This window comes from Achromobacter sp. MFA1 R4, assembly GCF_900156745.1.
Lineage (GTDB): Bacteria > Pseudomonadota > Gammaproteobacteria > Burkholderiales > Burkholderiaceae_B > Achromobacter.
The window spans coordinates 4,551,325-4,573,338 of the sequence record NZ_LT707065.1 but is presented as its reverse complement, the minus strand read 5'-3'; the positions used below and the strand labels follow the sequence as shown (position 1 = coordinate 4,573,338).

Below are 22,014 nucleotides of genomic sequence, written 5' to 3'. Positions count from 1 at the left end.
CAGCCAGCGTCCGCCCTCGTTCAAGCCGGCTTAATTAGCCTGGCTGACCATCGTCTCAACCATCTCCCACTTGCCGTTCTTGACTTCGTAGATGGTGACCGAGATTTCCTTCAGGTCGCCCTTGTCGTCGTAAGAAATGTGCTCGCTGGTCGCGCCCTTGCGGTTCAGCTTGGCCAGCTTGGGCAGGTATTTTTCGGGGTCGGCGGAACCCGCCTGCTCGATGGCGGTGATCATGTTCCAGGCGCCGTCGTAGGCGTAGGGCGCGTACACGCCGGGCGCCTTCTTGAAGCGCGCCTGGTACTTCTGCTCGAAGTCCTTGCCCGCGGCCATCTTGTCCAGCGGCACGCCGGCCAGCGAGGCGTAGGTGCCGTCGGCGGCATCGCCCGCCAGCTTGATGAAGGTGTCGCTGCGCGTCATTTCGCCCGACACCAGCGGCGCCTTCAGGCCCAGCGTGGCCAACTGGCGCTTCATCGGGCCCGACTGCGCGTCCAGGCCGCCGTAGAAAATGGCGTCGGGCGCGGAACCCTTGATGTTGGTCAGGATGGCCGTGAAGTCATTGGCCTTGTCGGTGGTGTATTCGCGGCGCACGACCTGGCCGCCGGCGGCCTTGACCGCCTTTTCGACTTCGTCCGCCAGGCCCTGGCCGTAGGCGGTGCGATCGTCGATGATCGCGACCTTCTTGGCCTTCAGGTTCTGCACGATGAACTTGCCGACCGCGGCGCCCTGCTGGGTGTCGCTGGTCATCATGCGGAACGTGGTTTCGTAACCCTGCTTGGTGTATTCGGGCGACGTCGCCATGGCGATCTGCGGCAGGCCGGCTTCGTGGTAGACGCGCGACGCGGGAATGGTGGTGCCCGAGTTGAAGTGCCCCAGGATGCCCACGACTTCCTGGTCGACGAGCTGCTGCGCCACCTGCACGCCCACGCGCGGGTCGGCCTGGTCGTCGCGCGACACGAGCACGAACTTGGCCGTCTCTCCGTCGACCTTGATGCCCTTTTTGTTGGCTTCTTCCAGGGCCAGGTTCAGCCCGTTCTGCATGTCTTCGCCGTAATGCGATTGCGGACCGGTGAGCGGGGCTGCAAAGCCGAATTTGACGTCGGCGGCGTGCGCGGCCGCGGTCATGCCAGCGGCGGCGATGCTGGCGGCAAGAAGCTTCAAAGTGGTGCGGAACTTCATGGGGGTATCCTCCGGAATGTCGGACCTAAGGCCTGTTATACCTGAGCTTTTAGCCAGGGGTTTTGGTTTTTTCACTACCGCGGGCCCGGTGATCGCCGGGTCCCGCGCATGCATTTTCTGCAGTGCCTGGATGCCGGATTGCGGCAGCCAGGCCAGAGGTGCGACCGGATTTTCGTTCCAGTGCAACCTAGCCCGATATTGGAGATAACCCTTGGGTGGCCAAGGGTTACCCCTTGGCCGCGCTCAACCGATGGTCATGAGGCTGGCGTTGCCGCCCGCCGCCGCGGTGTTCACGCTGATCGAACGCTCGGTCAACAGGCGCTCGGGGACATAGCTGGCCCCTGCCGCCAAGGCGTCCGAGGTCAGGCCATGCACCGCCAGGATGGCGCCCGGGCGCTGCGCGATGCGTTGGTTCAGCGCCTTCAGCGCGTCGCCGTCGCCTTCGAACAGCACGGCCTGGTAATCCGCATCGTCGACGTCGGTGTCCGCCAGGATGCCCGCCTGGCCCTGCTGCTCGGCGTCCAGCGTGGCCAGCAGCGCCTGCGCCGCAGGCGTGTCCGCGAACCAGGCATGGTTGCCCGTCAGGCGGGCCGCCGACCATTGCGCGCGCGCACCGGCCTCGGTGGCCGCCACGCAATAGACCGCGCCGCGCGGCTCGACCAGGTACGTATTGGTCTCACCCGTGGGACCGGGCAGCGCGATCCGCTGCGGCAGCGGCGCCGCGGCGTCCAGGGCCGGCGGCAGACCCGCGGGGCGCGTGCCCAGCAGGCGGTACATGTACAGCGGACCGCCCGCCTTGGGACCGGTGCCCGACAGGCATTCGCCGCCGAAGGGCTGCACGCCCACCACGGCGCCCACGATGTTGCGGTTGACGTAAACGTTGCCGGCGTGGACCTGGCCGGTCACGTGGGCGATGGTTTCATCGATACGGGTATGCACGCCGAAGGTCAGCCCGTAACCCGTGCCGTTGATCGCATCGAGCAAGGCGTCCAGTTCGTCGCGCTTGTAGCGCACCACGTGCAACACCGGCCCGAAGACTTCGCGCGTCAGTTCGCTGATGTGGTCGATCTCGATGATGGTCGGCGGCACGAAGGTGCCGTGGCGGCATTCGCCGTTCAGTTCGACCTGATCGATGCGGTGGCCGGCGGTGCGCATGGATTCGATGTGGCGCTGGATGCCGTTGCGCGCTTCGGTGTCGATGACCGGGCCGACGTCCACCGACAGGCGGTCGGGGTTGCCCACGGCCAGTTCGCGCATCGCGCCGCGCAGCATCGTCAGCACGTGGTCCGCATTGTCTTCCTGCACGCACAGGACGCGCAGTGCCGAGCAGCGCTGGCCGGCCGAATCGAACGCGGAACTGAGCACGTCGAACACGACCTGCTCGGACAGCGCCGACGAGTCCACCACCATCGCGTTCTGGCCGCCCGTTTCCGCGATCAGCGGAATGGTGTGGCCGTTGTCGTCCAGGCGGTCGGCCAGGGTGCGCGCGATGATGCGGGCCACGTCGGTGGACCCGGTAAACATCACGCCGCGCACGCCGGCGTTGGCAACCAGTTGCGCGCCGATGGTCTCGCCGCGGCCCGGCAGCAACTGCACGGCGCCGGCGGGCACGCCCGCCGCGCGCAGGACGGCCACGGCCTGCGCCGCGATCAGCGGCGTCTGCTCGGCCGGCTTGGCCAGCACCGTATTGCCCGCTGCCAGCGCCGCGGCGACCTGACCGGTAAAGATGGCCAGCGGGAAGTTCCACGGGCTGATGCACAGCACCGTGCCCAGCGGGCGATGCGTGTCGTTGCTGAATTCCTGCTCGGCCTGGTCGGCGTAGTAACGCAGGAAGTCCACGGCCTCGCGCACTTCGGCGATCGCGTTGGGCAGCGACTTGCCGGCTTCGCGAACGATCAGGCCCAGCAGGGTCTGCATCTGCTCTTCCAGCAGTTGCGCGGCGCGGCGCAGGCATTGCGCCCGCTCGGCCACCGGCGTGGACTGCCAGATCGGCGCGGTATTGGCGGCCGCGCGCAGCGCGAGATCCACGTCCGAAGACTGGGCCTCGATGACATGGCCCACCACGTCACGCAGATTGGCGGGATTGCGCACCTCGATTGCGCGGGCGGCGTCCCAGGGCTCGCCCTCTTCGCCCAACATCGGGCCGGCGCGCCACGGCGTGCCGGCGCTGGCCAGCAGCGCGGCCGACAGCGAACCCAGGCGATGCTCGTTGCTCAGGTCCAGGCCCGCGGAATTGGCGCGGGCGCCCTCTTGCGGGTTGCCGTAAAGATCGCGCGGCAGCGGAATCTTCTCATGCGGCGCGCCCAGCGGCACGATGCGCGAGGCGGCTTCCACCGGATCGGCGACCAGGGTCTCGACCGGGATGGTTTCGTCGCCGATCAGGTTCACGAACGACGTATTGGCGCCGTTTTCGAGCAGGCGGCGCACTAGGTAGGCCAGCAGCGTTTCGTGCGTGCCGACCGGGGCGTAGATGCGGCAGGGACGATTCAGCTTGCCCTGGGCCAGCGGTCCCACCACTTCTTCGTACAGCGGTTCACCCATGCCGTGCAGGCACTGGAACTCGTACTGTCCGGGGTAATAGTTCTGTCCGGCAAGCTGGTAGATCGCCGCCAGGGTGTAGGCATTGTGCGTGGCGAACTGCGGATACACGGCTTCCGGCGCGGCCAGCAGCTTGCGGGCGCACGCCAGGTACGCCACGTCCGTGTACACCTTGCGGGTGTAGACCGGATAGCCCTCCAGGCCGTCGACCTGCGCGCGCTTGATTTCGCTGTCCCAGTAGGCGCCCTTCACCAGGCGCACCATCACGCGATGGCGGCTGCGGCGGGCCAGGTCGATGACGTAGTCGATGACGAACGGCGCGCGCTTCTGGTAGGCCTGGATCACGAAGCCGATGCCGCTCCAGCCCTCGAGCTCGGGCGTAAAGCACAGCGCTTCCAACAGGTCCAGCGAGATCTCCAGGCGGTCGGCTTCTTCGGCGTCGATGTTCAGGCCGATGTCGTAGCTGCGCGCCAGGATGGTCAGCGCCTTCACGCGCGGCAGCAGTTCGGCCATGACGCGCTCGCGCTGGCCGCGCGAGTAACGGGGATGCAAGGCAGACAGCTTGATCGAGATGCCGGGGCCTTCGTAGATGCCGCGGCCCGCGGCGGCCTTGCCGATGGCGTGGATGGCCTGCTCGTAGGATGCGTAGTAGCGTTCCGCGTCCTGCGCCGTGGTGGCGGCTTCACCGAGCATGTCGTAGGAATAGCGGAAACCGCGCGATTCCATCTTGCGGTTGTTGGCCAGCGCCTCGGAGATGGTCTGGCCCGACACGAACTGCTCGCCCATCATGCGCATGGCCATGTTCACGCCCTTGCGCACCAGCGGCTCGCCGCCCTTGCCGATCAGGCGCGTCAGCGCCTTGGACAGCGATTGCTCGCTGCTCACGGCGACCAGCTTGCCGGTGATCATGAGCCCCCAGGTGGCGGCGTTGACGAACAGCGATTGCGAGCCGCCCATGTGCGACTTCCAGTCGCCGCGGGCGACCTTGTCGCGGATCAGCGCGTCGCGCGTGGCGCGGTCCGGAATGCGCAGCAGCGCTTCGGCCAGGCACATCAGCGCCACGCCTTCCTGGCTGGACAACGAGAATTCCTGGATCAGGCCTTCCACCCCGCCGCCGGTGCGCTTGCCGCGCAGTTTCTTGACCAGCCCGGCGGCCATGGCATGCACCTTTTCCAGGTTGGGCACGCGGGCCTGGCCCAGCAGAAGCGGCACGCATTCGGGCTCGGGGCGGCGGTAGGCCGCCGTGATGGCCGCGCGCAGCACGGACTGCGGCTGCACGTCCTGGCCAAACTCGTAGAACGGCGGCGTGGGCGCGGAATGGAGTTCGGCGGGATCTTCGTCGCCAGCGGAGTCGGCGCCCAGGTGGGACATCTCCGCGGGAAGATGGCCGCGCTCGATCTTGTCCAGATAGGAAAGAATCGCCTGCTTGTGCAGCCAGTGCGGCGTGCAGTTGAGCTTGTGGGCGGCGGCTTTCAGGCGGTCGCGGAGTGCGTCATCGACTTTGACGCCGAGGGTCGTGCTGGCCATAAGAGATTGCTTCCTGTCGCATGGCAAAGGTGTAACTGGGCTCGATCGAAACCCAGTAGGGGTAGGACCGTATGCTAGACAGGTTGCAACCGCGTTTGTATTAAGGTTAACCCTAGGTTGCCCCTGAGTTAACCACTTGAGAACGCAAGCTTATGCCGCCGCGGGCACGTCATTCCTTGAGCGCGGAGCACCCCATCATCTGGACGGAGGCCGAACCGGCGGGCGCCTGACCCCGGATCGCATCGGCCATGACGCCCGCCAGGCTGACGACCGCGCGCTGCTGCGCGGCGATCAGGCTGGGGACTTCGCTGTCCGTCACGGTCTCGGTGACGACGCTGCGGCACAACACGCCAGTCCCCTTGGCGTTGACGGGCCGCACGCGCCACGTGGCGTCCAGTTGCGCCATGCTGCCCGACACCATCTCGAAGCGCTGCACATCGGTCTGCACGCGCCAGATGGGAGCGCCGGGACCGGGCTTGACCATCTGGACGTCCAGCGCGCCGAGGTCGCGCTTGAGCGCATCGGACAAGGCGTTGCGCAGCTCATCGCCCAGCGGCGAGCTCCAGCGCTCCGAATACAGGGCCGAGATGCTTCCGTCGCCGGTGCGCACCATGAGCTGCGGCTGGTCGGCCTGCATGGACAGGGACACGGGCTGCACTTCGAGCAGGAACGAGGCGGAGCCCGCGGCGGGGCCGCCTGGCTGTGACGCCGCGGGCGTCTGCAACGTGTAGTAGTGAACGGGCGGCGAGGAGCCGCACGCCGCCAGCGCACCGGACAGGGCCAGCACGGCCAGCGCAGCGCGCGAACGCCGCAAGGCAAGCCCGTCCCGGGCCTGGAGCGCAACGTGTGAGGGTCGGCTATTCATGAGCATCTAGTTCCTGACTGGGCCGGCGCCCGGAATGGGATCTTCGCCCCTGCCGCGCAACAGGGCTTCGGGGTTGGACTGCAGGAAGTCGGCCAGCGCGCGCAACGACCGTGCCGCGCGGCTCAGTTCCTGCATCGCCTTTTCGGCGTTGACCGGCAAGGAGGCGTCCGAGGCCAGCAGCGAATTGATGTTGGCCATCGAATCCTTGGCCTGCTTGAGCGCCTTCTGCGCCTCCGGCGCCACCTGCTTGTCCAGGCGGTTCATCAGCTTGGACGTGCTGGCCAAGGTCGCGCGCAGGTCCTCGCCGATCTTGTCGAACGGGATTTTTTCGATCTTCGCAACGATGTTGGTGACCTGCTGCTGGAGCTGATCCAGGTTGCCCGGCACCGTCGGGATTATCGCGGGCGTCGACATTTCGAACTCCACCGGCTTGGCGTTGGGCACATTGTCCAGCACCACATACAACTGGCCGGTGAGCAGGTTCGCCGTGCGCAGTTGCGCGCGCAAGCCGTGCTTGATCATCACGCCCAGCAGGCGGCCGCCCGCCACGTCGCCGTCCTTGAGCGCGCGCTCGCGCACTTCTTCGTAGACGCGGCCCAGGCGTTCCGGATACAGCGTCGCGTCCACCAGCGAATAGAAGCGCTTGGTCTCGGAATCGAAGTCCAGCGTGATCTGCGTGACATCGCCCAGCGTGATGCCGTTGAAATCAACGGGCGCGCCGACGGCCAGGCCACGGATCGACTGGTCAAAGCGCATGCGGATCGGGAAGGCCTCGCCGTCCGGATTGGCCTTGGCGGCCGCTTCTGTGGGATACAGGTCGAATTCGGCGTCGGCCGGCGCGGCCGCGGCCCCGTCGCGCGCGGTCTGCACCGGCGCGAAGGCCACGCCCCCCACCGCCATGGACACGAGCGATTGCGTGCGCACCTTCAGGCCATCGGCGTTGACGCTGAAGTCCACGCCGCTGGCATTCCAGAAGCGCGTACCGTTGGTGACGAACTTGTCGTTGGGCGCGTCCACGAAAACCTCGACGCTTACGGCGCTGCCGTCCTCGTCCAGGGCATAGCCGATCACGCGTCCCACGTTGATGCGGCGAAAGTACACCGGCGATCCGATATCCAGCGAGCCCAGGTCCGACGCCTTGAGCATGAAGCGCTTGCCCGCGCGGTCATGCGTGACGGCGGGCGGGACTTCCAGGCCCTCGAAGGACAGCTTGGTAGCGCGGTTGGTGCCGTTCTTGCCCTCTTCGGCATCCACGCCGATGTAGGCGCCCGACAGCAGCGTGCCCAGCCCGGATACGCCACTCACGTCCAGGCGCGGCCGCACCACCCAGAAATTGGTGCCTTCCCGGGCGAGGTCCGAGACTTCCTTGGCCAGTTCGGCCTGCACGACCACCTTGCTGCGGTCGGCGTTGAATCCGATGGACTTGACCGTGCCGATGGTCACGTCCTTGTAGCGCAACTGGGTCTTGCCGACTTCCAGCCCCTCGGCGGTGTTGAACGAGATGGAAATATCGGGGCCAGCCTGCATCCAGGTACGCACGACCAGCGACAGGCCCATCAGTGCGGCCACCACGGGCACCAGCCAGATCCAGGAGATCCGGCCCTGTTTCTTGCGCGAGATCGCGGGCGACGTGAACTTCTCGTCACTGGACCCGGGGGCTTGCTCGGACATCTACTCTTTCCTTTTTTTGAGCGGAAAACTACGGCTGAAGGCCTTTCCTAGCCCACTTGCTTGCCGGGGACGGGGTTTCCGGCGACGGACGCCGGCGCGTGCCGGGCCTCTACCGGCGCTGATTCAATGATCTCGGCCTGCCCCTCCAGGTCCCAGCTGCGGCGCAGGTCAAAGCTCATGGCCGCCAACATGGTCAGGATGACCACCACGCCGAACGCGGCGGCGCCCGCGCCAGCGCTGATCTCCATCAGTCCCTGGAAATCGGCCAGGGCCGCCAGCAATATAACGACAAATACATCCAGCATCGACCATTGGCCGATGAATTCCACCATCTGATACAAACGCGTGCGCGGCCGCAGATTGGTCGTGCTGCGCCATTGCTCGGTCAGCAGCAGCAGGATGAGCGCGAGCAGCTTGGTCAGCGGCACCGCCACGCTGGCGATGAACACGATCAGCGCGATGTCCCAGGAGCCCATTTCCCAGAGCTCCACGACGCCGCCCAGGATGGTGTGCGCGCTGTCGCCCAGCAGCGAATTGACCTTCATGACCGGCAGCACATTGGCGGGGATGTAGAAGACGATGGCCGCGAGCAGCAGCGCCCAGGTGCGCGCCACGTGATCGGGCTTGCGGTAATGGACCACCGCGTGGCAGCGCACGCAGTGATGGTGCGCCTCCGGGTCGGCGTCGCGCGGCAGGGCCTGGACCTGGCCGCAGACGTGGCAACCGGTCAATACCGAGTCAGGATTGCTTTCGGGCACGTGCACCGGCACCACATGCACGGCTTCGGCATAGCGCCACAACACGTGGGGCGACAGCCGGCCCAGCATCGTGAGCAGCACGGTCAGCACGCCGAATGCAATCAGGCCGATACCCGGCGACACCGCCGCCATGCCCGCCAGCTTGACCACCGCGACCAGCACGCCAAGCAGAAACACCGGGATCATGCACCACGGCCGCAGCGCGCCCAAGAGGCGCATGGCGCCATGGAACCCTGCCGGCTCGCGGTGCCGGGACAACGGCCCCAGCACCCACAGCAGCACCGAGAGCTGCAGCAGCGGCAGCGCAAAACCGGCCAGGCCGGTCATGATGGCGACCACCCAATGGCCCTGGCGCCAGGTAATGGAAATGGCGTCCAGCAGGGAAGCCTGCTGGACCATGCCCTGCACGGACATCGAGGCGACCGGGTAGGCGTTGGCCACCCCGAAGACGATCAGGGCAGTGAGGGCGAGCGCCAGCCAATTGGACAAAGTAAGCCCGCTGTAGCGCCAGAGCACGGCGCCGCAGCGGGCACAATTGGCAGTCTCGCCAGGTTCAAGCTGATGTCGGCGATAGATGCTGGCGCAGTGCTCGCACTCGATCAGCGGCTGGCGGTCCGCGGTCATCAGTCGACGAGTTCGACTTCCTGCTTGTCCGGCGCGTCCGACGAAGGCGGCTTGCCGCTGTCGTCAAAATCCAGCGTCACCTTGCCCGACTCGTCCAGATCCACCGTGACCGAGCCGCCATCGACCAGCTTGCCGAAAAGCAGCTCGTCGGCCAACGCGCGGCGGATGGTGTCCTGGATAAGGCGTTGCATGGGACGCGCGCCCATGAGCGGATCGAACCCCTCCTTGGCAAGGTGTTCACGCAGGCGCGTGGTGAATACGGCTTCCACGCGGCGCTCGTGCAACTGGTCTTCGAGTTGCATGAGGAACTTGTCCACCACGCGCATGATGACCTCGTGGTCCAGCGCGGCGAAGGGGATGATCGCGTCCAGGCGATTGCGGAATTCGGGCGTGAACATGCGGCGGATTTCCGCCATTTCGTCGCCCACCATCCGCGAATTGGCAAAACCGATGGACGGACGGTTCAAGGTCTCGGCGCCCGCGTTGGTCGTCATGATGAGGATGACGTTGCGGAAGTCTGCCTTGCGCCCGTTGTTGTCGGTCAGCGTGCCGTGGTCCATGACCTGCAGCAGGATGTTGAACACATCCGGATGCGCCTTTTCGATTTCGTCGAGCAGCAGCACGCAATGCGGCTGCTTGGTGATGGCTTCGGTGAGCAGGCCGCCCTGGTCGAAGCCCACGTACCCCGGCGGCGCGCCGATCAGGCGCGACACCGCGTGACGCTCCATGTATTCGGACATGTCAAAGCGCAGCAGCTCCACGCCCAGCGTGAACGCCAGTTGGCGCGCGACTTCGGTCTTGCCAACCCCAGTGGGTCCGGACAGCAGGAAGGCGCCGATCGGCTTTTCCGGCTTGCCCAGCCCGGAGCGCGCCATCTTGATGGCGGCGGCCAGCGCATCGATGGCGCCGTCCTGGCCGAACACCACGGTCTTCAGGTCGCGGTCCAGCGTGGCGAGCTTGCTGCGGTCGTCGTTGGAGACGGACTGCGGCGGAATGCGCGCGATCTTGGAGACGATGTTCTCGATGTCGACCTTGCCGATGACCTTCTTCTGGCGCGAACGCGGCAGCAGGCGCTGCGCGGCACCGGCCTCGTCGATGACGTCGATGGCCTTGTCCGGCAGGTGGCGGTCATTGATGAAGCGGGCCGACAGTTCGGCGGCCGCCGACAGCGCCGCGGCCGAATAACGCACGCTGTGGTGCTCTTCGAAGCGGCTCTTCAGGCCGCGCAGGATCTGCACGGTCTGCTCGATGCTGGGCTCGGCCACGTCGATCTTCTGGAACCGGCGCGACAGCGCGTGGTCCTTTTCGAAGACGCCGCGATATTCGGTGTAGGTGGTTGCGCCGATGCACTTCAACTGCCCCGACGACAGGGCCGGTTTGAGCAGGTTGGACGCATCCAGCGTGCCGCCGGATGCCGAACCGGCGCCGATCAGCGTATGGATTTCGTCGATGAACAGGATCGCATCGGGGTTGCCGCGGATCTGCTTGAGCACGCCCTTCAGGCGCTGTTCGAAATCACCGCGGTACTTGGTGCCGGCGAGCAGCGCGCCCATGTCCAGCGAATAGACCTGGGCCGCCTGCAGGATTTCCGGCACTTCGCCGCGCGTGATGCGCCAGGCCAGGCCTTCGGCGATGGCGGTCTTGCCCACGCCCGCTTCGCCCACCAGCAGCGGGTTGTTCTTGCGGCGGCGGCACAACACCTGGATGACGCGCTCGACCTCGTGTTCGCGCCCGATCAGCGGATCGATGCGCCCGGCAAGGGCGGCGGCGTTCAGGTCGGTGGCGTACTGGTCCAGCGGCGACTGACGGGAATCGCCCTGCTCTTCGCCATTGGGTTGTTGCTCTTTCTGCACGGCGGCGGACTCCACCTGCGGCTGTTTGGTGATGCCATGAGACAGGAAATTGACGACGTCCAGGCGCGTGACGCCCTGCTGCTGCAGGTAGTACACGGCATGCGAGTCCTTTTCACCGAAAATGGCGACCAGCACGTTGGCGCCGGTGACGGGCTTCTTGCCCGTGCCGCCCGCCGAAACGTGCATGATCGCGCGCTGGATCACGCGCTGGAAACCCAGCGTCGGCTGCGTGTCGACTTCGGCGCCGCTCGGGATCACCGGCGTGTTTTCCGATACGAACTGGCGCAGGTTGCGGCGCAGGTCATCCAGGTTGGCGGCGCATGCGCGCAGGACCTCGACCGCCGAAGCGTTGTCGAGCAACGCCAAGAGCAGGTGCTCGACGGTGATAAATTCGTGCCGGGCCGAACGGGCCTCGACAAAAGCCATATGCAGGCTGACTTCAAGCTCTTGAGAAATCACGCTTCCTCCGTAACGCATCGAAGCGGGCTAATACACGATTCATATTCTATGCCGATCATGGCGTAACGCCAGCGATTTCAAAAACCACGCTGTCGTGGCGGCCATGTGTATCCATGACGGTTAGCGTATACCGGCCGTCGTGCGCCAGCACCAAATTAAACGGATGACCCGCGGCGACATGACTTGCGACACGACCATCGAGCATCCACCATACCTCGCCCTGCGCACCCTGGACGTCCACGTCCAGGGCTACCTGCCGCATGCCGGGCACGGGCCGCAGCACCGAGCCGTTGGCCACGCCGCCCAGACGAAGCGGCCCCTGCGTGGCGTCGGCATACCCGGCAAACGAGGGCGGCGCCGTGTCATTGAGCATCCAGGCTGCCCGCTGTTCGGGACACGCGCCCGAAGGCACGCTGCCCAGCCTGTAGCCCAAGGGCCAGCATGTCACCACCGCCTGCACCGTTTCGGGCCTGACGCGGACCTGCTGGGCGCCTTCCGGCAATGCCGCCACGATATCCTGCAGTAGCGGCGCCGCCACATTCGCCCCGAAAAATCCGGGATTCGGCGTACCGTCGGGCCTTCCGACCCATACGCCGATCGTCCATCTGTCGGTCACACCGACCGCCCACGCGTCCCGGAATCCGAAACTGGTCCCGGTTTTCCAGGCCAGTTGCCGGCCCGGATTGCCCGACTGGTAGAACGGCCGGTCGGGATGACCGCCGCCTTCGAGAATATCCCGAACGATCCAGGCCGCGCCAGGACTCATCATACGGGACTCGACCATGGGCTGCTCCGCCCGAAGGCGAGGCCGTCCCGAGACGCCGTCCCGGGCCAGCGCGCGATAAGCGCCCACCAGTTCTTCCAATGTGGTGCCACCCCCGCCCAAAATCAAGCTCAGGTTCGGCTCGGCCCCGGCAGGCAGGCGCAACTTCACGCCTCCCGCCAGCATACCCGAGGCAAAACTGGCCGGCCCGACACGGTCTAGCAGGTCCACGGCCGGCACGTTCAGCGACCGCTGCAAAGCTTGCGCGACGCTGACGGGGCCGGAGAACGCCGCCTGGAAATTGCCCGGCGCGTAGCCGCCAAACGACATGGGCGCGTCGATCAGCAGGCTTTCCGAATGAATCAGCCCCTCGTCCAGGGCCTGGGCATAAAGGAAAGGCTTGAGCGTCGAACCCGGCGAGCGCACCCCGCGCACCATGTCCACATGGGAATAGCGAGAATCGTCGGAAAAATCCGCCGAGCCGGCGTAGGCCTTGACCTCCAGCGTGTCGTTGTCCATGACGAGCACGGCCATCGACACCTTGGGCGGCAGGTTATCGACCCGATCCAGCAACATTTGTTCCACCGAGGACTGCATGTCCGCGTCCAGCGTGGACGTTACCAGGGGCGGCCGCCCGCCCGCGCGGCGCTCGCCGCCCGCTTCCTGCAGCAGGCGCTGCGCCGCCAGGGGCGCCAGCCAGCGCGCGCGCAGCGGCGGGGCGATGACGGTCTCGATCTTTGCGTCAGCCACCTCGGCCGGGGTCCAGCGGCCCAGCTCGGCCATGCGGTCCAGTACCTTGTCGCGCGCGGCCTGCGCGGCCTCGGGATGGCGGTCGGGGCGCAGCCGCGACGGCGCCTGGGGCAAGGCCGTCAGCATCGCGGCCTCGGCCGGCCCCAGGTCGCGGGCCGGCTTGCCCAGCCACAGGCGCGCGCCCATCTCCACCCCTTCCACGATGCCGCCCATGGGCGCATGGGTCAGGTACAGGGAAAGAATCTCGTCCTTGCTGTAGTGCATTTCAAGCTGCACGGCGCGCCATGCCTGCCGCAACTTCGCGGAAAGGGTGCGCGAGGGCTTGCCCGCCAGCTCCGGATCGATCAGCCGCGCGACCTGCATGGTCAGCGTCGATCCGCCCGAGACGATGCGCCGGTTGGTGGCCCATTGCCAGCCCGCGCGCGCGAGCGCCACGGGGTTGACCCCGGGATGCCAGTAGAACCAGCGGTCCTCGTAGGTGAGCAGGGTTTCCAGATAACGGGGCGATACCTGGCCGGGCTGCACCGGATAGCGCCAGATGCCGTCGCGGCTGGGATAGTTGCGCAGCGGCGTGCCGTCGGCGGCCACGACCACCGCAGCCCCGCCCGAATCGATGGGAGGCAATGGATACAGACGGTCCAGCGCGAATAACAACGCGGCCAGCGCCGACAACGCGCTGGCCGCGAAGATGCCGCGCCGCCGCCAGCGGCGGGCGCGCGAGGCGCCCGCCGCGGGGGGAGCGCCGGCGTTCAAGGACGCTTGGCGCCGCGATCGCGGATTTCGACCGTGCTCCATTGCTCACCCACGCCGCGGATTTCGGGCCGGTACATGTCCTCGGCCACCGTCGACGGCACCGCGTAACGGCCCGGCGTCACGACGCGCACCAGATAGAACACGTCCACCTTGCCGCGCCCCAGCGACACCGCGGCCACATAGCGGTCATCGCGGAACTCGCGATGCTTGATGTTGGAGTCCGACATGGCATCGGCCACACGGCGTCCGCCGATCGTCCAGTCCTGCATCTCGGGGCTTTGCGAAAGGTTCAGGTTTTCGACTTCGAAACCCGCCGGCACGCGGTCGACCAGCAGCCCGTCGGGGATGTTCTGGTTGGCGCTTGCCTGCACCCAGACCACCAGCATGTCGCCGGTCTGCAACGTACCGCCGTCCCACGGACGGCCGTCCGGACGGTACCAGCCGCGCTTGAGCTGGATGATGTCGTTGCGCGGCGCCGGGGTGGCGGTCGGGCTGCCCTGGATGTCGTACTCGACAAAGAGCGACTGGCTGCCCGTGTTCTGGAGCTGCGTGCCCGCCAGGTCCGCCGCGGTGAGCGCGACCGTCTGGTCGCTCTTGCCGCCGGACAGCGGCTTGCGCTCGCCATTGACCGTCAGCGTGGCTTCCCACGGCGTGCTCTTGCTGCCGCCCGCGGCGCGCGCGGCCAGCAGCAGGGCCATCTGTTCCTGCGTCGACAGGTAGGAACGATTGCCCAGGCGGCCGGCGAGCTGCGTCAGCAGGTTTTCACTGCGCTCATGGCGAAGGTCGTACTGCGAGACCAACGCGTAGGCCAGCGCGTAATCGCGCACACTGCTGCCGTAGTCGCCCATCCACTCGTCGTAATAGGCGCTGCTGCGGTTGTTGATGTTGATGCCATAGGCGCGCGTCATGGCCAGGTCGAGCGCCTGCTTCATGCGCGCTTCATCGCCCATCAGCTTGAAGGCGGCAGCCAGCTGCACCAGGGGCAGCGGCGAGCGCGCGCGTTCCTGGTAGTTGTCGAAGAGCTGGCGCACGGTCGACAGCGGGGCCTTCTTGTCGCGGGCCAGCGCCAGCGCGGCGGTGGCCAGGCCGGCGAAGCGGCGATGGTCCTCGCGCAGGATGTTGGCGTCGCTGCTGTCGATGCGGTTCGCCTCGACGTTGCGGCGCAGGTTGGCCGACCAGGTGCCGAATGCACCCGTGCTTTGCTGCACCTGTTCAAGCAGCCAGGTCCGCGAACGATCCAGCGACGCGTCCGGCACCTCGAAGCCCCGGTCGCGCGCATCCTGCATGAAGCCCACGGCATACGCCGTCAGCCACACGTCGCGCGACGAGGCGCCGCTCCAGAGGTTGTAGGAACCGACGGCATTGCGCATGCCGGACAGACGGCCGATGGCGCCTGTCACCTTCGCGGCGCGCTCGGCCTGCGTGCGCGGCTTCAGGCCGAACTGCTTGGCGGTGTCCTCGTCCAGCATCACCCAAGGCAGGGTCGCGCTGATGGTCTGCTCGGTGCATCCGTACGGATAGTTGAGCAGGCCTTCGACCAGACGGTTGACGTTGAACGGAGGACGGTTGGACACGGTCAGGCTGACGGTCGTGGAGTCCGGATAGTAGGACGCGACCCACGATGCCTGGGGCGACTGCGTCTCGCCCGGATTCAGGCGCAGACGGCGCACCTGGCGCTCCGGCGCATGGGCCGGCTGCACCTGCAGCACGGACTCGCGCACGATATGCACCGGCTTGTCGCCGCCCTGCCCGTCCACGGTCAGGCGCATCAGGCCCAGCCCATACGAGCCCGTCGTCGTCGCAGTGAAGCGCAGGGTCGTGCGCTGCTTGTCCTTGAGCGTGACCGTGCGCACACCGTCGACGATGGCCAGCGGGTCCAGCGCCTCCAGCTTGACCGACACCTTCTGCTCGGCGCCGCTCAGGTTGGTGACGTCCAGCGCGATGGCCGCCTGGTCGCCCGGCGTGATGAAACGCGGGGTGTTCAGTTCCGCCACGATGGGCGCGGCCACCACCATTTCGGTGTCGGTGCTGCCGTAGTTGTCCGGCGTGAAGGCCACGGCCATCAGGCGCAGCGTGCCGTTGAAGTCCGGCAGGTCCAGCGGGATGTCGGCTTCGCCTTGCGCGTTGAGCGCGACCGGGCCCGAGAACAGGTCCACCAGCTTGACCTTCTTGGGCAGGCTCTTGCTGTCGCCGCGCATCGCGGCGTCGCCGCCCCACTTCAGCTTGCCCTTGGTGCCGTCCATCTTTTCGATGAGCTTGCCGTACATGTCCAGCAACTCGGGCGCGTAGCGGTGCTTGCCGAAGAAATAGTCCAGCGGATCGGGCGTGGCGTACTGGTTGATGTTCAGGATGCCGACGTCCACGGCGGACAGCGTCACCGTGGCCTGCTTGCCCTGGGCGCCGTCGACCTTGACGCGCACGGTCGTCTTGGTTTCGGGCACGGCCTTGGGCGCGGCCGTCAGCTTGACGTCCAGCTTGCGGTCGGCGCTGGCGATCGGCAGGAACGCAAGACCCAGCGCGCGGGCCGGCGTGACCCGGTCGCCCTCGCTGCCCGGGCGGAACACCGCCGCGGCCACATACAGGTCGTGGCGCTTCCATTCCTTGTCGACGGGAATCTCGACCTCGGTGCCGGTGGCCTTCACCGCCACCCACTTGGACCACAGCATGCGATCGCCTTCCACCGTGATGAGCGCCTGCCCATCATGCGGCGGCGTGAGCGTCAGCTTGACGTTGTCGCCCGGCTTGGCCGGCACGCCTTCCAGCTTCATCTGCACGCGGTCGGGACGATTGCCCATGGCATCGGCGTCCTGCGCGTTCCAGCCAGCATAGAAGCGATAGCGCATCGTTTCGCCGGTTTCCGGATCGGCGATTTCCAGGCGGTAGCGCCCCCACTTGACCGGCACGGTCAACTGGCTGCGGTCAGTGAGCGCGATCTCGCGCGAATCGACCAGTTCCTCGGTTTCGGTGTAGCCGCTGTTCCAGCCGCGCTGGTCGTCGAAACGCCAATAGTATTGGCGCTCTTCACGGAACAGTCGCATCTGGGCCTGGGCCAGCGGTTCGATCTTGCCTTGCGCGTTGGCGCGGATCACCTCGAACGCCGCAGGCGCGTTTTCACGGGCCACGTCGCTGTCGAACTGCGGACGGACGGCGATCAGTTTGTCGGCGGGCCAGACGCTGCGCTCGATCGAGCGCACCACCGGACGGCCGCCGGATTCCAGCAGACTGGCGGACACCCGGACCTTCATCGGCGAATGCGTGCCGGCCGCGTTGGGACTGACCTCGAGCTGCGCGCGGCCCTTCTCGTCCAGCGCGGACTCCGGCAGTTCGCCGAAGCTGCGGCGGGTGTCGTCGGCCACGTCGCCGAAGATGAAGCCCGGCCATTGCTGGGCCAGCGCGTAACGGTCGCGCTTGACCTGGAAGGTCGCCAGCAGGCGGTTGCCCGCCGCGGGCGCGCCATACAGGTAGTCGCCCTGCACGTCGACGGTCAACTCCTCGTCGGGCGACAGCACGTCCTGGCCGGACGTCAGCGTCATCTTCATGCGTTCGGGCAGGAATTCTTCGACCTGGAATTTCCAGGATGCGTCGGGCGCGCGGGACGACGGATCGACGCGCAGCTCGAGCAGCCAGGTGCCGGTCTGCGCATCCAGCGGCAGATCGATGGCGCGTTCGACATAGCCCGGAAGATCCTTCTGGGGCTGCCAGAGCGCGGTCTGCACGGTGCGGCCGTCGGGGCGCTTGATGGTGGCGGTGAGCGGCGACGGCGTCAGCACGCGGCCGTCCAGGTCGCGCGGCAGCACCGACACGGTGAAGGTTTCGCCGGGACGGTACAGGTTGCGGCCCGCGTAGACGAACAGATTGTTGGCGCGCGACGCATGGCCGCCCGTATCGAATTCCGACAGGTCCAGCGCCGGTTCGCCCAGCGCGAGCACGGTCATTTCCTTGTCGCGCGCGGCGCGGATGACGCGGGCATTGGCGAAGCTGCCGTCGAAACGGACATGACCTTGCCCATCGGCCGCGGCCTTGGCCAGCGCCTTGCCGGCGCCGTCGACCAGCTCGAAGACCGCGCCGGAAATGGGCTGGCCGGTCTTGAGGGAAACGGAATAGGCCTCGATGCGGTCGCTGTAGCGGCGCGCGTGCAGGCCGATGTCGCTGACGTAGAAATACGTGACCTGGTATTCGTAGCGGAAACGCCCCGGCTGGCTCATGACCGCGACGTAGATGCCCGGCTCCTGCAATTCCTTGATGCCTTCGACCGGCAGGAACGTGACGTGGCGCCGGTTGGGCTTGTCGTCGGTGATGAAACGGCCTTGATAGACGCTGGTGGTCAGGGAATTCAGACGGTCCAGGTCCCAGTTGCTGACCGAGCCCTTCAGGCTGCGGTTGCCGGCATAGCGCCAGTCATTCTCATCGTAGTTGCCGTCGTCTTCCTCATCGGAAGCGGCCGCGCCGCGGCCCACGCCCAGCACGGTGTCGAAGAGTTCCGGCACGCGCTCGGGCGACACGCGGAGAAACTGCACGTCGACTTCAGGCACGTTCACCGTGGCCACCGGCAAACCGCCGTTCTGGCCGGCCGGCAGCACCACGCCGCGGCTGGCGAAATAGAACGACGGGGGCATGGCCTGCGTGCTGACCTCGCAATGCGAGGCTTCGGTCAGCGCGACTTTCTCACCCGCGCCGGGCAGACCCGAGCGCACGGCGATGGCGTAGGAGCGCTGCGGCTGCACATAAGGGAAGTAGATGACGCGAGGATTGTCGCCGACCACCCAATTGCCCTTGACGATCTTGCCCTTGGGCGCGGAGTCGCCCGGACGCACCGAGGCCGGCTGCTGGCCCGCGGCGGCAGCCGATTCGCTGTCCTCATCCGCCTTGCCGGCGGTCGAGCCCGTATCGGTAACCTGCAGGAAAGCATCCAGATTGCTCTTGGCATCCACGGGCTGCGTGAACGTCACGGCCAGGGACAAGGCATCGTTGTACTGGCGGGGCTGGCAATTCAGCGCCGCGAAGGGATCGGCGGCGCCCACCGTGGCGCTGGCGGGCAGCGCGGGCGCCGCGCCGCTGGACGCCTGCGCGGCCGCCGTCGTCGCCGTCTGTGCCGCAGGCACTGGGGCCGGACCTGCCGGCTGCCGCTCCTTGCCCATCCACCAGCCCACGCCTATGGCGCCGGCCAACACCGCGACGCCGGCTACCGCCAGCCAGCCCTTGCTGATCTTTCCACTCACAGCGAACCTCCCCGCCTACTCGAACGCAACGCTCCTTAGCGGCGGAGCTGCCGACCCGCATATGCCGCGCGCTTCCCGGTACGCGGCAAAATCGTTCAACCCGGAACCCGGCATACCACCGGCAGCACAACGCCGCCATTGCTGGCGGCGTTGTTTCTTGTTGATGTCAAACCGGTTCCATCACACATTGCAAAGGATGCTGGCGCGCCCGCGCATACTGCCCGACCTGGGCAATTCGCGTGGCAGCGAGGTCGCGCGGGTATACCCCGCAAACCCCACGTCCTTCGTGGTGGACCTGCAGCATGATCCGCGTGGCCTCTTCCTGATTCTTATTGAAGAACTTCTGCAGCACCTTCACGACGAACTCCATCGGGGTGTAGTCGTCATTGAGCAACAGCACCTGATACATCGGCGGTGGCGCAGCGCGAGCCGGCGCCTTCTCGACGACCAAATCATGCTGGGTATCCAAGGTAGAACTCATAGGGCGGGTATTCTATTTAAACTGGGGACGGCAACCACTCAACTTACTGAAAATTACACGCAGAAATACGTAGTATCCATACTTGACGCAGCGGAGAAAAGCGGCGCATTATCCACGCATTCTGGGGTTTTCAATTCACCGAAAATCTGCCAGGAAGCCGGAGGGGGGACAGAGGTCTAGACCGCGATGCCCTTCTGTCAACATACGATTCAATGAGGCAGGCCGCATGTCTGATACGACCGCAACCGCCGTCCAAGGGGACAATCCCAAATCGACGGGCACCGTCAAATGGTTCAACGATGCAAAGGGGTTTGGCTTCATTACGCCCGACGACGGCGGTGAAGATCTGTTCGCCCATTTCTCGTCCATCCAGATGAATGGTTTTAAAACCCTGAAGGAAGGCCAGAAAGTGGCCTTCGAGATTATCCAGGGGCCTAAAGGCAAACAGGCGCTCAATATTACGGCTGCCTGAGTTACCCTTTAAAGCGCAACGGTATAGTTGCGCCATTATCCAGGCGGGGCTTTCGGGCCCCGCCTTTGTTATTTCCTTAATACTTACCGCGCCGGGCCATGCCGAAGATTGCCGTTTTGTTTTCCACTATTCATACGCTGTTCAAAACAACATTCACCAAGGCTGGCTCTGCAGGCGGCGCCACCGGGCGCACGGTTTCGGCAGCGGCTGCCGCGGCCATCGCGCTGGCGGCGCTGGCGCTGCCCTTGCCTGCCGGCGCCCAGCAGCAGACGCGAGCCCAGCCGCGCCTGCCCATCACCCAGCTGTCGGCCGGCATCCATATTATCCGCGCAGAAGTGGCCAACACCGACGCCACGCGGCGCGACGGCCTGATGTTCCGCACGGAACTGCCCGGCAACGACGGCATGCTGTTCATGTTCGAACAGCCTGACGTGCAGTGCTTCTGGATGCGCAACACGCTCCTGCCGCTCTCGATTGCCTTTATCGCCGACGACGGCACGATCGTCAACATCGAGGACATGGCGCCCCAGACCGAAGATCCGCATTGCGCGAAGAAGCCGGTGCGCTACGCGCTGGAAATGTCGCAAGGCTGGTTCACCGCCCATGGCATCGCGGCGGGCAAGAAGCTCGACGGGCTGCCCTGAACCGCTGCGTCTGGACACCTGGCCGGGACCCTTCCCCCCGGACCATGACAAAGGGAGCCCGAGGGCTCCCTTGTCGTTTCCGGCGCGGCAAGCGCGGGTTACACGCGCTCGACGATGAGCGCGATGCCCTGGCCCACGCCGATGCACATCGTGCACAGCGCGTAGCGGCCGCCGGTGCGATGCAGCTGATTGATGGCGGTGGTGGCCAGGCGCGCACCGCTGGCGCCCAGCGGGTGGCCCAGGGCGATCGCGCCGCCGTTGGGGTTCACGCGCGGATCGTTGTCGGCGATGCCGAGCTGGCGCAGCACGGCCAGGCCTTGAGCGGCAAACGCCTCGTTCAGTTCGATGACGTCCATTTGGTCCAGCGTCAGGCCGGTCTGGGCCAGCACCTTGCGGGTGGCGGGCGCCGGGCCGATGCCCATGATGCGCGGCGCGACGCCGGCGGTCGCCATGCCGACCACGCGAGCGCGCGGGGTGAGGCCATGGCGGGCGGCGGCCTTTTCGTCGGCCAGCAGCAGCGCGGCGGCGCCGTCGTTCACGCCCGACGCGTTGCCGGCCGTGACGCTGCCGCCTTCACGCACCACGCCCTTCAGCTTGGCCAGCGATTCCAGCGACGTTTCACGAGGATGCTCGTCCTTGGAGACGACGATGGGGTCGCCCTTTTTCTGGGCGATCGACACGGGCACGATCTCGGCGTCGAAAAAGCCTTCCTTCTGCGCGCGCGCGGTCTTTTCCTGGCTGGCCAGCGCGAACAGATCCTGGTCGGCGCGGCTGACGTTGAAATCGTCGGCGACGTTCTCGGCGGTCTCCGGCATGGAATCCACGCCATACTGGGCCTTCATCAGCTTGTTGACGAAACGCCAGCCGATGGTGGTGTCATAGATGGCGGCGCTGCGCGAGAAGGCGCTGTCGGCCTTGCCCATCACGAAGGGTGCGCGGCTCATGCTTTCGACGCCGCCGGCCAGCATCAGGCCGGCTTCACCGGCGCGGATGGCGCGCGCGGCGGTGCCGATGGCGTCCAGTCCCGAGCCGCACAGGCGGTTGACGGTGGCGCCCGGCACTTCGATCGGCAGGCCAGCCAGCAGGGTCGCCATGCGGGCCACGTTGCGGTTGTCTTCGCCGGCCTGGTTCGCGCAGCCCATGATGGCGTCGTCGAGTTCTTCCCACCGCACGCCAGGGTTGCGCGCCACGAGGGCCTTGATGGCTACGGCAGCCAGGTCGTCAGGACGCACGGAAGCCAGCGCCCCGCCGTAGCGGCCAAAGGGGGTACGGATCGCATCACAGATAAAGGCATTCACGGTCATGGGAAGCTCGGAGTGAAGTGAAAGAACTCGGGATCGACTGATCTTAACGCAGCGCTTTCGCGCCAAGTTGGTGCGTCGCCGGGATGTCCGCAGCACGGACAGTGTCCAATGGACGTTCACATCGCGGCGCGCACGCCTGCACGAAAGCGGGCGCCAG

12 protein-coding genes are annotated in these 22,014 nt (G+C 66.5%); 2 read left to right on the top strand and 10 right to left on the bottom strand.

Annotation, left to right across the window (positions count from 1 at the left end; translation table 11 throughout):
* Positions 1–30 precede the first annotated feature (30 nt).
* The 9 genes from BXA00_RS20945 to clpS form a co-directional block, all read right to left on the bottom strand.
* On the bottom strand, positions 31–1,176 hold the full coding sequence (locus tag BXA00_RS20945) for a branched-chain amino acid ABC transporter substrate-binding protein (protein ID WP_076520339.1): 1,146 nt from the start codon (positions 1,174–1,176) through the stop codon (positions 31–33).
* A 243-nt stretch (positions 1,177–1,419) separates the two neighbouring features.
* Positions 1,420–5,241 carry a trifunctional transcriptional regulator/proline dehydrogenase/L-glutamate gamma-semialdehyde dehydrogenase gene (gene putA, locus BXA00_RS20940; protein WP_076520338.1) on the bottom strand — a complete coding sequence of 1,274 codons (3,822 nt, stop codon included), beginning with the start codon at positions 5,239–5,241 and terminating at the stop codon, positions 1,420–1,422.
* 169 nt (positions 5,242–5,410) lie between these two features.
* A complete protein-coding gene (locus BXA00_RS20935) occupies positions 5,411–6,106 on the bottom strand; it encodes a PqiC family protein (RefSeq protein WP_083714454.1) in 696 nt (231 codons plus the stop codon).
* 6 nt (positions 6,107–6,112) lie between these two features.
* A complete protein-coding gene (locus BXA00_RS20930; protein WP_076520336.1) occupies positions 6,113–7,777 on the bottom strand; it encodes an intermembrane transport protein PqiB in 1,665 nt (554 codons plus the stop codon).
* A gap of 47 nt (positions 7,778–7,824) precedes the next feature.
* The gene (locus BXA00_RS20925; protein ID WP_076520335.1) at positions 7,825–9,159 is read right to left on the bottom strand and encodes a PqiA/YebS family transporter subunit; all 1,335 of its coding nucleotides are present in this window, start codon (positions 9,157–9,159) and stop codon (positions 7,825–7,827) included.
* A complete protein-coding gene (gene clpA / locus BXA00_RS20920; protein WP_076522044.1) occupies positions 9,159–11,471 on the bottom strand; it encodes an ATP-dependent Clp protease ATP-binding subunit ClpA in 2,313 nt (770 codons plus the stop codon). The genes BXA00_RS20925 and clpA overlap by 1 nt, the downstream gene beginning before the upstream one ends.
* A gap of 55 nt (positions 11,472–11,526) precedes the next feature.
* Positions 11,527–13,737: a penicillin-binding protein 1C gene (gene pbpC, locus BXA00_RS20915; RefSeq protein WP_076520334.1), complete on the bottom strand. Its 2,211-nt coding sequence runs from the start codon at positions 13,735–13,737 to the stop codon at positions 11,527–11,529.
* A complete protein-coding gene (locus BXA00_RS20910; protein WP_156902840.1) occupies positions 13,734–18,956 on the bottom strand; it encodes an alpha-2-macroglobulin in 5,223 nt (1,740 codons plus the stop codon). The genes pbpC and BXA00_RS20910 overlap by 4 nt, the downstream gene beginning before the upstream one ends.
* Before the next feature lie 166 nt (positions 18,957–19,122).
* Positions 19,123–19,437, bottom strand: a complete 315-nt coding sequence (gene clpS / locus BXA00_RS20905; protein ID WP_008168033.1) for an ATP-dependent Clp protease adapter ClpS — start codon at positions 19,435–19,437, stop codon at positions 19,123–19,125.
* Between the two features lie 226 nt (positions 19,438–19,663).
* On the opposite strand from clpS, the gene BXA00_RS20900 reads away from it, so the two are divergent.
* Positions 19,664–19,909, top strand: coding sequence for a cold-shock protein (locus tag BXA00_RS20900; RefSeq protein WP_006220277.1), 246 nt, complete (start codon positions 19,664–19,666; stop codon positions 19,907–19,909).
* A gap of 98 nt (positions 19,910–20,007) precedes the next feature.
* Entirely contained in the window at positions 20,008–20,553 is a 546-nt protein-coding gene (locus tag BXA00_RS20895; protein ID WP_231952122.1) for a DUF192 domain-containing protein, read from the top strand.
* Between the two features lie 98 nt (positions 20,554–20,651).
* On the opposite strand, the gene pcaF is transcribed toward BXA00_RS20895, so the two are convergent.
* On the bottom strand, positions 20,652–21,857 hold the full coding sequence (gene pcaF / locus BXA00_RS20890) for a 3-oxoadipyl-CoA thiolase (protein WP_076520333.1): 1,206 nt from the start codon (positions 21,855–21,857) through the stop codon (positions 20,652–20,654).
* Positions 21,858–22,014 lie beyond the last annotated feature (157 nt).

Bases quoted from the DNA above. Each gene is read 5' to 3' on its own strand.
- BXA00_RS20945 (WP_076520339.1), bottom strand. From the start codon at position 1,176: ATGAAGTTCCGCACCACTTTGAAGCTTCTTGCCGCCAGCATCGCCGCC.
- putA (WP_076520338.1), bottom strand. From the start codon at position 5,241: ATGGCCAGCACGACCCTCGGCGTCAAAGTCGATGACGCACTCCGCGAC.
- BXA00_RS20935 (WP_083714454.1), bottom strand. From the start codon at position 6,106: ATGAATAGCCGACCCTCACACGTTGCGCTCCAGGCCCGGGACGGGCTT.
- BXA00_RS20930 (WP_076520336.1), bottom strand. From the start codon at position 7,777: ATGTCCGAGCAAGCCCCCGGGTCCAGTGACGAGAAGTTCACGTCGCCC.
- BXA00_RS20925 (WP_076520335.1), bottom strand. From the start codon at position 9,159: ATGACCGCGGACCGCCAGCCGCTGATCGAGTGCGAGCACTGCGCCAGC.
- clpS (WP_008168033.1), bottom strand. From the start codon at position 19,437: ATGAGTTCTACCTTGGATACCCAGCATGATTTGGTCGTCGAGAAGGCG.
- BXA00_RS20900 (WP_006220277.1), top strand. From the start codon at position 19,664: ATGTCTGATACGACCGCAACCGCCGTCCAAGGGGACAATCCCAAATCG.
- BXA00_RS20895 (WP_231952122.1), top strand. From the start codon at position 20,008: ATGCCGAAGATTGCCGTTTTGTTTTCCACTATTCATACGCTGTTCAAA.
- pcaF (WP_076520333.1), bottom strand. From the start codon at position 21,857: ATGACCGTGAATGCCTTTATCTGTGATGCGATCCGTACCCCCTTTGGC.